This is a genomic window from Ciceribacter azotifigens, assembly GCF_048159625.1.
Taxonomy (GTDB): Bacteria; Pseudomonadota; Alphaproteobacteria; order Rhizobiales; family Rhizobiaceae; genus Allorhizobium; species Allorhizobium azotifigens.
On record NZ_JBLQTA010000032.1, the window covers coordinates 1 to 10,782 of the forward strand.

The 10,782-nt window shown below is 55.8% G+C and carries 11 protein-coding genes; 2 read left to right on the forward strand and 9 right to left on the reverse strand.

Features of this window, described 5'->3' with window-relative positions:
- Window positions 1–29: 29 nt before the first annotated feature.
- Both ACM6UT_RS22720 and ACM6UT_RS22725 read left to right on the forward strand, forming a co-directional pair.
- On the forward strand, window positions 30–452 hold the full coding sequence (locus tag ACM6UT_RS22720) for a hypothetical protein (protein ID WP_416799569.1): 423 nt from the start codon (window positions 30–32) through the stop codon (window positions 450–452).
- 182 nt (window positions 453–634) lie between these two features.
- On the forward strand, window positions 635–1,249 hold the full coding sequence (locus tag ACM6UT_RS22725; RefSeq protein WP_230175101.1) for a helix-turn-helix domain-containing protein: 615 nt from the start codon (window positions 635–637) through the stop codon (window positions 1,247–1,249).
- A gap of 49 nt (window positions 1,250–1,298) precedes the next feature.
- On the opposite strand, the gene repC (ACM6UT_RS22730) is transcribed toward ACM6UT_RS22725, so the two are convergent.
- The 9 genes from repC (ACM6UT_RS22730) to repC (ACM6UT_RS22770) all read right to left on the reverse strand — a co-directional run bounded on the left by repC (ACM6UT_RS22730) (window position 1,299) and on the right by repC (ACM6UT_RS22770) (window position 10,374).
- The gene (gene repC / locus ACM6UT_RS22730; protein WP_416799570.1) at window positions 1,299–2,537 is read right to left on the reverse strand and encodes a plasmid replication protein RepC; all 1,239 of its coding nucleotides are present in this window, start codon (window positions 2,535–2,537) and stop codon (window positions 1,299–1,301) included.
- A gap of 191 nt (window positions 2,538–2,728) precedes the next feature.
- On the reverse strand, window positions 2,729–3,742 hold the full coding sequence (repB, locus tag ACM6UT_RS22735) for a plasmid partitioning protein RepB (RefSeq protein ID WP_115672734.1): 1,014 nt from the start codon (window positions 3,740–3,742) through the stop codon (window positions 2,729–2,731).
- Window positions 3,739–4,953 carry a plasmid partitioning protein RepA gene (repA, locus tag ACM6UT_RS22740; RefSeq protein WP_102022175.1) on the reverse strand — a complete coding sequence of 405 codons (1,215 nt, stop codon included), beginning with the start codon at window positions 4,951–4,953 and terminating at the stop codon, window positions 3,739–3,741. The genes repB and repA overlap by 4 nt, the downstream gene beginning before the upstream one ends.
- 226 nt (window positions 4,954–5,179) lie before the next feature.
- Complete coding sequence (locus tag ACM6UT_RS22745) at window positions 5,180–6,049, reverse strand: ArdC family protein (protein WP_230175104.1); 870 nt, start codon at window positions 6,047–6,049, stop codon at window positions 5,180–5,182.
- A gap of 221 nt (window positions 6,050–6,270) precedes the next feature.
- A complete protein-coding gene (locus tag ACM6UT_RS22750) occupies window positions 6,271–7,335 on the reverse strand; it encodes a Fic/DOC family protein (protein ID WP_416799571.1) in 1,065 nt (354 codons plus the stop codon).
- 64 nt (window positions 7,336–7,399) lie between these two features.
- On the reverse strand, window positions 7,400–7,606 hold the full coding sequence (locus ACM6UT_RS22755) for an antitoxin VbhA family protein (RefSeq protein WP_102022172.1): 207 nt from the start codon (window positions 7,604–7,606) through the stop codon (window positions 7,400–7,402).
- 118 nt (window positions 7,607–7,724) lie between these two features.
- Entirely contained in the window at window positions 7,725–8,057 is a 333-nt protein-coding gene (locus tag ACM6UT_RS22760) for a DUF736 family protein (RefSeq protein ID WP_102022171.1), read from the reverse strand.
- Between the two features lie 395 nt (window positions 8,058–8,452).
- A complete protein-coding gene (locus ACM6UT_RS22765; RefSeq protein WP_416799572.1) occupies window positions 8,453–8,944 on the reverse strand; it encodes a thermonuclease family protein in 492 nt (163 codons plus the stop codon).
- 11 nt (window positions 8,945–8,955) lie between these two features.
- Window positions 8,956–10,374, reverse strand: a complete 1,419-nt coding sequence (gene repC / locus ACM6UT_RS22770) for a plasmid replication protein RepC (RefSeq protein ID WP_416799573.1) — start codon at window positions 10,372–10,374, stop codon at window positions 8,956–8,958.
- Between the last annotated feature and the right edge of the window lie 408 nt (window positions 10,375–10,782).

Sequence of the window (10,782 nt, forward strand, 5' to 3'; positions counted from 1 at the left end):
ATCGACCAGTTCCTGAAGGATAATGGTTATTGATCCTCGACCTTCGATTTCTGGCCGGGGTGGCCGTGGGCACCACCCTTGGCTTCTTGATCAACCCTGAAGCAGCGGAGAAGGCAGGGATCGACATTCAGTCCATAAAGAGGACTATGCCTGTTATTGGTTCTTCTCCAGCCGAGCCGGTCAAACAAGCTGATTGGCCAACCAACGAACACGCGAAACGGGAGCTGTTCCGGTTTGCGATGTGGGACTTTGAGACATTTGGGCCGAAGTCTGAGATTTTGATCACAAGGTGCATCAGCATCGACCAGCTTTCATTGGCATGCGAAATGCGCGTGAAGCTTAGCTGGATCTCCGAAGAAAGAACGGTCGAAGGCGTTTTTCAATCCAGCGCCCACAGCTGGAACCTGATCGCTGCGAAAGCCGTGAACAAGAATGCTCCCACTGGATCTTGAGGTGATGGACAACGCGCCCTGAGTTGCGGATTTTATATCGAGGAGATCAGCATCCTGGCATTCATTCCCCCCACTTTTGTTAGGGCTTTGTAACTGGCGCGCAGGATGACAGTGCCTTAATGGCACGTTATGGTGCGTGATATCTGCCACAGGCGGATTTGGGGACTGAGGGAATACCGACTGTGCGGAATCTATCCGACTATATCAAATCAAGGGAACTGGTTGAGACTACAGATCCAGATTTCCAGAGACCCTTGTACCGCAAGGAGGGATTCGACGGCATAGTCAGCTTCGGCGAGATCGACGCAAAACTTTCCGCATTCCTACTCGACGAACGCGCGAAAACTGGTCTGACCCAGAGTGATTTCGCGACCCTGGCTGGTCTCGCTCGAGTGGTCTACAGCCGCTACGAACTGAACATTTCGCGACTGACCGTCTCTCGAATGATTCACCTTTCCGAGCTCCTTGGGTTCCTGCCGATGCAGATGATTCATGCCGCAGCACCTCATCTCTACGGTAAAAATCCTGAAGAGGCCGATGATCGGGTTGAACTCTTCAGACTCATTCATGACCTCCCGCATGACACCATACGCAGTTTGATCGGTATAGTTGGCCAACTGACGCCTAAGGATGTTCTTGAAGCTCGGCAAAAAGCGGAAGCGGAGGCCGAAGCAAAAGCTGAGGCCGAACGCCAACGACTGACTAGAAAAGCGGCGAGAGTCAGCAGGAAAGGCCGTCCCCCTGGCCGGCCACCAGGTCGAAAATCATCCAAGGTCGATACCCCGACAGACGATTGAAGAACGGAAAGGGCCGTCAAGTGATGGCCATTTAGGAACGCGTCGTCCCTCACCCCGTTTTCCGATCGCTGTTCGCATTTGCACGCATCAGCGACATCAGCATCGGTCCCAGTCCGAACTCCCCTACCCTCGCCCGGCGCGTGAGATCGCGGAGATATCCACCTGCCGAATTGATATGCCCTGCCCTCTCCAAGATTGCAGCCATGGCAACCGCCGCGTTCTCCGGCCCCATCACCTCGCAAGCCTCCTGGTAAGCCGACGGGCTAACACCAAGCATTGATCGTACCACCACCGCGGCGCCCATCAGCTCGCGCCAATGGGAGATCGTGCCGCCGGGCCCGTAGTCCGAAATCTGCGGGCAGGCTTTCAGGACCATCGACAGCGGGAACGCCTTCATCTGTTCCGGCTTTGCAAACGGCTGAGCAACCGCTTTGGGTGCTACTTCCAGCACGACGGCTCCGCCCTGCTCTTTTCCAGAGCTAGGTTCAAGTTCATAGATGGATTCGGGTTTTGAATTCTGTATGTGGCAGCCATTTTGAACAGCATTGCCGTCCATATTTTGAGAATCTAACTGATTTTCCAGAAGGTTGAGGATTTCGGTGCGCAAAAGCTGCATCTCGTCGAGGATTGCCTCCACCTGGCGACGGTCAGGATTGCGGGGAAGTCGGCTGACAATGCCGACATACATGTCTTCGATGGCTTCCCAGTCGCCGTCAGCCCCCTCCTCCATCGCGGCGGAAATTAGCTTGCGTACATCACGCCGGCAGATAGTCAGCGCCTCTTTAGTTCGTCTGAACTGCAGGCGCTCAGCAGCGACTTCCTGTGCCAGTGCTGCAAGTTCCGCAGCGCGAGCCAAAAGTGGAGAAAGATCGAATCCAAAGGCCTGCTCGATATCGCCACCCTTGTCACGGTGAGCGTAGCGCTTGCCGTTCGGACTATCCTTGCGCTGGATGAGCCCGGCGTCGACCAAGGCAGCCAAATGCCGCCGCAAGGTCGTTCCGGTAATGCCGTGCGCTCTGACAGACAGCTGGGCATTGGATGGAAAGACCACCAATCCACTATCGCAGTTGAGCTCGCTCTCTGGATAAAACGTCAGCAATGCGTCCAGCACAGTCAGCGCCCTGTCCTGGAGGCCAAGGCGTTCACGGGCCTCACAGGCGTCGCGAAACACTTTCCATTTGTCGACCGGGCGGTTTGGTTTCGTCTCGGACGTCTGGAGCTGCCTCTTTACAAGAGCAAGCACAGCCGGCCGCCGCCCAAAGGGCGTCGTCACATTTCCCGTCTGCATATTCCTTCACCTTTCTTCAGGCAAAAGAAATCCGCTCACCAAAACGATGCCAAAGACTCTTGACTGGGATTCATGGAAATGCGATTCTCGATCTTGCTAGGAATTGAGAGAGGCTTCCATGACGGAAACGTTTTGGGGGCCTTTTTCTTTTGTCGCGGTCTCTCCTCTTGACCAATTAACGAGTGTCTCGATCACACCTCTTGGTGAGTTGGATCGGAATGATTGTTGTATTCGTTTAGAAGATCAGGCATTCGGTCCGCCAGCCAGCGCGCGAAAGCGCGTTCCTGCTTCGGGATTGAGACCGTAGTTCCAGCCGAATTACTCTTCATGCGGCCAAAAACTCGGTCACCCACGGCGAAGTCAACAATCTCTTCAGTTGGTTCCGCAGTCACTTTGTCGGCTGCAGCACTTGCAGCTCGTATCGCTTGGGCAATACGGCTGGAGCTGTCAGCGCCTCGAAACTCGACCGTGTTGATTATCTTGCGAACACGTGCTGCGCTGCTCGGATCTTTCAGCAACTCGGCAAATGCGGTCCATTTCGGTCGACCAACTCCTTTTGCTCTACCGATCGCAAGAATGATGTCTTCGGGAACCGCCTCCGTCACTCGAAACAGATGCGATATTGCCGCTTCTGAAGTTCCCAAGATTGGGCACATGGCGCGATGGGAAAGGCCAGCACTTTTGAGCTGTACTGCCCACATTGCCTGCTCGATCCAGGTCAGGTTTTCCCGAACACCATTCTCAAGCGATTGCTCTTCAATCAATTGCCGATCGGAAAGCTCTCGAACATACGCTCGAATCTTTATGGTCTCCGGTCGATCCGCTTCTGTCATTATGGCCTTGATCGCCGCCCATCGACGGTACCCGTAGGCAAGCTGATAATGATCCGGTTTCGTCGGATGCGGCCGAACGAGAACCGGAATTTTTTGGCCTTCGCTTGCGATAGAAACCTTAAGCGCCTCGAGCTCTTTGGCCGCATCTTCGTCGTTGCCAAAGCGATCTCTATAGGGGGAGCGGTCGATACGGTCAGGATCGAGTGAAATGACACTATCTTCGGTGAGCTGTGTCAGTGCTCGACCCACATTGGAAATGACAGGTGAAGAGTGCCGCCGCGCCAGCGAGTGCTTGTCAGACGCGTCCGACACCACAGTAGATTCTGTCCGGTTTTCGGCGGCCGCCATTCGCTGAAGGATGCTTTTCTTCATGTGCTACGCCCCCAAACTTTGTGAACGAGGTCGAGGATTTCGGAGTTAACTCGATCAGCGCTCTCAATTGCACGCTTCAACGCTTCACGACCGACCTCGCCCGACTCAAGCTCGTATAGGGTCTTCTTCGCTACCGCTGCACCGGCGATTGCCGTCGATTCGAGCGCCTCCGCAACGAGTACATCATCACCAAACAACCGGCGCATGACTCCAGACATGTACTTCTGGGGCCCGTCATTCGGGTTCACGCGAGTGAGCAGGAAACGGAAAAAGTCATGCTCAAATTTAGCTCCAAACTGCCCCAGAACTTCCGATAGATCGGAGATCATGATCAGGAACTGATTGCACGATGCAACGTCGAGCATCGCCGGATGAACGGTAATGATTAAGGACGTGGCTGCGTAAAGAGCGGCGAGCGTCGAGTATCCAAGGGACGGTGGGGTGTCGATGATCACGATATCGTATCGATCATCGACACGGGCCAGGGCGCTGCTTAACCGCTCGAAAAACAAACCCAAGTCATCTCTGGTTTTCGAGGTCAGATAGGATGGGGTATCAAACTCAAAATCCATTAGCTCCAGATTTCCAGGAACTAGATCGACACCCGGGAAATAGGTTGGCCGGATCACTTCAGCGAGCGGCCGCCTCTCATTGTCATATCGAATGGCTGCATAGGCTGTCTGGTTCTCGCCGAGATCGAACTCGGGCTGAATACCAAATAGCGCAGTCATCGATGCTTGCGGATCAAGATCCAGACACAGGACCCGATAACCCTGAAGCCCTAGAAAATGTGCGAGATGGATAGAAGTGGTTGTCTTGGAGCTACCACCTTTAAAATTGGCCGTAGCAATTACCTGAAGCTTTTCCCCTTTGCGACGATGCGGGAGCAGTTCGCCAGCTTCGTCCGGACGAAGTTCGGCCAAGAATGCCCTCAGTTCCTTGACCTGTTCTATCGTGTAGGTTCGCCTATTGTTTTCTGCACGCTCGGGCAAAGGCCCCTTCCCTTCCAGCGTCAACTGGCGAAGAGTACTTTCCGGAACCTTGAGTAACCGCACCAGGTCCAGGGTTGAGAATGTCCGGCCAAATGTTTTCTGCGCAGAGGGTGGATAGACAGCCTCACGCATATCGTTCAGCTCCGCAGAGAGTTTCGAGGTGTAAACCCCGATCTTCGACGCAGTGTCTCTGACGCTCTGAGAAGCTGGCTGCAACATTCAATCCTCTTGACGGTTCTGACCACTTTACGAGATCATTTCCGTCAGAGATGCCAGACTGACTCCGATTCTTCAAGGCGTTTTTCGTTAACAAGAAGTTAACGCATCGAGGTGCCCGACTTTACAGTTGTAAAGTTTTTGGTCGATACGCATCAAGGATGCCCGACTTTACAATTGTAAAGTTTTGGGTCGATGCGCATGAGGCCCGACAGTTATGCCAGGGGCCCTACCCTGTAGAAGAGCTGAACTGTCGCAGATAGTCAGCGACTGCCTGAGCCTTTGCGGCGGCAGTGATTACTGCACGTGAATCCTGCTTGAGCACCTTGAGCCAGTTTTCAACGTAAGTCGCGGTGTTGTCTCGCGGATCATGCTCGATACCAAGATCGGCGCAGACGAACGCGGCTGAGATCTCGGCAACAAGCTCCTCCATGGCGTAGGCCTCACTGCCGAACCGCCCACTCAGGTCACGGCCCAAACGTGCCTTTGCACCACTCCAATGAGAAATTTCATGAAGAACAGTGCTGTAAAGGTGAATCTCGCTGAGGAACCGCCCCCGATCCGGAATCAGAATGTCATCGAGACCAGGGCGATAACAAGCCTGCTTGCCGCCGTAGGTGATCTTCGCGCCAGTCCGATCTATGAAGGATTCGACGTTTTCGAGGACTGGAACGGCATCCATTGGCACATCATCGGCCGGGCTCTTGAAGCGGTCAGGCAGGTTATCGATCTGCTCGACGTTGAAGACAGCGTAGCCCTTGAGATAGGGGACTGCGCGATCGTCCGCCTCCTGATCCTTCGGCGTGAAGGTGCCGTACTTGACGACGAGGGTTCCTTGTTCGCCCTTGCGGACCTGAGCGCCAAGCTCCTGAGCCTGCCGGTAAGTCATCCATGTGTTTTCGTCGTAGCCGGCGAGTTGCCCGGAGAGCCAAAGCATGACCACGTTGATGCCGCGATAGGCTTCGCCGGAGGCACGCAGCGGCGTAGCCGACCTGCGAACATTTCCGCGCCATGGCCGAATCCAAGGCTTGGTGCCGGCCTCGAGCTGCTGGATGATGGTGTCGGTGATCCGCTGGTAGGTGTCCTTTACGCTCTGCATTGCCGTCTCCTGTTCGTTGGTTGACGGCAAAGATCCGAAGATAGCGAAACGAGCCCATGCACCCGTAGGGCCGCAACGGAGTGTAGGACCGCGCAAGCGGTTGAATGGGTGAGGGGCTATCGTAGTTTGTCCGTCAAACCATCCAACGGACAGGAGAGGGCGCTGAGCGTAGGCACCCCGGCCGACGATACGGGCCCTCACTGCAGCGACAGGGCCGCAGATCAGCGCTCTCGGTCGTCTTGGTCGCGGTTTCGCTGGCGATCGGCAAGCTGCTGCGCTTCGATAGCCTTAAGCTCGGCATTGATGTGCTGCGACTGAGGCTCTTGGGCCTTTTGCTGACCTGGCTGCGAATGGGCATCTTGGACCTGTTCCGGCCGACCCAGAGTCTTGAAATCAGATCTTGCGGTGAACCTAACTTCCTCGTCGTCAGCAGGTATTTGCTCGGGGAGATCAGCACGATCTACGGCCACAATCCCCTTTTCGGTCATGAGGCTCGCTACTCGATTGTCATGGCCGAGAACCTGGCCTTCGATCACTTCGCCCTGGCGGGCCGTGCGGATATTGTGCTCGAACGGTTTCTCGCCAGCCTGCTCAAGATCGGACATGGCACTGCGGATCGCCTCGCGGCGGTTAGGATCCATTGCATCCTGGATGAGGTGCTTCATCGCCGGACTGGACGGATCATTCGTGGTCTCAATGGATGCCTCGATCATGCGAGGTTTGGTGATGACGGTCAGATCGATATCATGCCCATAGGTGCGGCCCAATGAGACCACCAGAGCTTCGTTTGCCCTTCCATTGCCTTCGCGAAAGGCATGAACATAGTTCAACTCAGATAGGACGTGAGCGGCCTTCTCGGCGAATTGCTCGGGTGTGGCGGCTCGCAAGCCCTGAACGTCTCTAGCAGGCCTCAGCGCCTCGTTGAGACCCATTTCGATGCGCGAGCCGGGGAGGAAAGTCGTATCGCCCTTCGAAAGCCCGCCTACCGGCTCTACCCGATGCCCATCGACGACAGGACTTTCATTGCGCGTGTGTCCTGCCCATTCATAGATATCTTGAAAGATGTAGCCGTGCAGAGCCTTCAGATGCGCTGCGTCGTAATTACCGGTAGGGCCTTTTCCCTCGGCCAGCTCCGTAATCCTTGAGTCCGTAATCGCGTACTCGGCTTCGCGCAGTTCTGAATAGCTCCTGATATTGAGCTTGTTCTTCAGAACATCCTTGTAATCCTCATCCCCTGACGTGTTGGGATAGGTGTAGGAGCCTTTGGCTTCATCATCGCGGGCCAAGCGAAACCTCATGCAAAAGGCCGCCTGAGTTCACAGGCGGCCGCTATAAATGTCTAGGTGATGATCAAGGCCGCTTGAATCGGGCCAGCATCTCTTGGCGCATTTCCTCGGAAGTGATGTCCCCAGCGACGTAGCGGGCCTTCGCTTCTTCCAAGACCGGGTCACCGGTGTAACCCTGCCGCATATTCGCAGCGCGTGCCTGATCTGAAGCCTTCTTCCGTGCTGCAACAGCTTCCGGAGAGCGATCGGGGCGAGGGGCATGAACGTTCATTGGCAGAGCCTCCAGTTACTGTTCAACTTAGCACAAAAAGAGCCGAATATCCAGCGAATGCGGACCAAGCGGCTCTTTTATGGGGGGAGCCCGATCGGAGATCGGGCTCCCAGAGCGATCAATCGCGGGGTTCCCATTCGATGATGGCCTGCAGTGCCACGTCATCTTGGCCGGGGTAGCGGCCCAAGTTGGCGTTGAAGCCGAGGCGCTTGATGGAGAGGGTGTAGTACGGCTTCCCTTCTCCGCTGGTCTTCTTCCAGATGCCGCCAACTTCGATGTCGTGGCCGCGAGGTGACTTGGCATAGACGCGATGCGTCGGAGCCTTTTCGTTGGTGGAGTCGAAAGGTGTAACCTTGATGTCCAGGTCCCGGTCGATGGTGGAGATGAGGCCGGTTCCTTTGGCATTGTCGATGTCGTCTTTGTCGAACTGGATGAAGTTGGTCATGCTCATGTTAATCACTCCTCTATGGTGGTTGCGATGATCGTTCATAAGGCACGGCGAAAAGCGGTGCGCACCGTAGGCCGGAGCGCAGCGAAGGAGGCTGGACGGGGACAAATTTTGTTTCGCGAGGAAGCTGAAGGCGGGGAAAATTTGGAGACGAACGGCTTTGCGCCAACCGCGTCGCCGTGCGAACGGGCATCAAGAGCAACCACTTTGGAGGTGTGTGGCCTGAGCGCTTGCAGCAATACGTCACCTCGAAAAATGGGACATCGGCACAGGTCAAGGGCGGGATTGTGCTGAATGCAGCCGAACCAGCAGCCTGAAACAAGAGGCTGGGGTAACCAAGAGTTCCACCAAAACATGAGATCTCGCCATCTGTTGCCCATATCAGCGCCGCCAGTCGTTCAGTTGCCGGAATGGCTGCGGCGATAGGAGGAGGGTGATTCAACCTGAGCGCCCCACAAGCCTTGGCCTAGCTGCCGGGCTCTTGCCTCGGCGCGGCGATACTGGTCCAGGTCGATCGGATGGGATCTTGGCAGATACCGCAACAAGAGGCTGGCTTGGCCCGCCTTCACCATTTCAAGGCCAATATCCGAGTTGTCGATGAAGCACTGGCCGACAAGGCGTTTGTACTGGTCTCGATCGACTTCAACGCAGCGGACATGCTTGCCATCGATCATGCGGGCGAGGAAGCGACGTGCCTCAATCCCGCAATTCCATATCACACCGTTTTTGGAGCCAGTCTGATCCCGCTCACAGGCGTCAATGGCCGCGATACGGATCCTCTGTTGGCGAATGCTGAAGGTGTCACCGTCGATCACTCGCGCCCGGCCTGAATAGTCGGCCGCTGCAGAAGACGCGGTGAACAAAAGCGCGGCCAGCGCGGCTCCAACCAAGCGATTTCCTATCACGAGTGTGCCTCCATCGAGTTGCGGGCTGCCAGCCCAAAGACGGAGCGGTTAAGATGAAGGTCTCCGCTCGCGGCGCGGTCGGTCATAGCCCGCAAATACCCGCCCGGCGAGCTGATCTCGGCCCGCGTGTATTTCTCAAACGTCAGAGCAATCGCAACAACTGCCGCCTGCTGCCCCATTCGGTCCACGGCCCGCTGGCGCGCGTCCTCAGACACACCGGCGATGCGGCAAAGCTTGGGGGCAATCCGGTCCAGGTCCGCCCAGCTGCGCGGCGGCTTGTAGCCATATTCGGCAAGGCTTGGCGTAGCCCTCCACACATCTTCCAGCGCCACAAGTGACGGCTGCGGGTGCTTTTGCCTGTTGCTTTGGCTCAAACGGCGCCTCAGGCTTTCTTCAAAAGCCCTCTTGCTGGCGGAGCCAGCCTCTAACGAACTGACTTGTTCGGCGTCAGCCGAACGCCGATCATCATTACGAGCTTCAAAAAGTTTCGGGGTTGTAATCTGTATGTGGATGTCGTTTTCGACATCCGTGCATGTCATATTTGCATCTATGTCGGAGGTTCGCGGGGTCCGATTCACGTTGCGCAGTCGGTCGGCAAGCCACTCCAAAAGCATTGTTGCCTTCCGGAGGACTTGGGCCGGTGCGTGCCTGGCTGATCCGATGAAGGCCGCGATCTTCTCAACACGGGAGCCGATCCGCCCGAGAATGACTTCGCCTCGTTCGGTTGAGGACACGAGAGCATACCTCGCGGCACGTAGAGCGTCTCGGAAGCGACGCGCTGCGTTGTCGCGAACTCGAATCTCTTCCCGCTTCTGGCGCACCAGCTGATCAAGTTCATGGTGCCGAGCGATCAGGACACGTAGATCAATGCCGCAAGCGTCGGCAATATCTCCTTCGCCATCACGGATCGGGTAGCGCTTGAAATTCGCGCTGTCCTGCATGGTGACGAGGCCGAGGTCGTACAAACGCGAGAGAATACGGCTTATGCGTCCCGGTGACTTGTTGATGTCATAGCCAAGCTGCCTGTTCGACTTGTAGACGATCGGGCGCCCTCCTTTATCGAAGGCGTCAGCCTTGGCGGTCGTTACGATGNGGTCGTACAAACGCGAGAGAATACGGCTTATGCGTCCCGGTGACTTGTTGATGTCATAGCCAAGCTGCCTGTTCGACTTGTAGACGATCGGGCGCCCTCCTTTATCGAAGGCGTCAGCCTTGGCGGTCGTTACGATGGCTTCCAGCAATGCGTATTCTGCAGTTGTGATCATCCCGACTGTCATCAGGTTCTTGGCAAGTACTGCAAGCTGACCACGCGTCACCGTTCCGACTTCGGTTGACTGCGCCAGTCGCCGGAAGTCGGCTCGCTCCTTCGTCATTCTGCGACCTGTCGGCCGCTTGTGTTGTGTGGGTTCCCCCATCGTCCGTCTCCTGTCAGAGGCCAGACAAAGCTCCGCCGTTCACCGAAAAGGTGTTTTGATTATTGACATCGGAGGGGAGGTCTGCGAGAACGATCTTGCTTATATTTTCGAACTGCAGACCGCTTCCGGATCTTTCGGGAGCGGTTTTTCTTTTCTGGGCCGGGTGCGATCTCCAAAAAACTGTTAAAATGCGCGAGTCGGAATCGGTTTAGGTTCCGCCCGATTGCGATTAGTAACCTGAGATACCGAATTGATGCAAGTTGTCACATTTCCTCGTTGCTTTGCCGGGTCAGCTGACACCTGAAATAGCGCCTAAATTTCAATTTTTTAGCGCGCTTGTCCGCGCCTTCCCTCTCTTCGCGCCTAAAATTGGAACGTTTCCAGAGTATGAATTAGCCCCCTTTATTG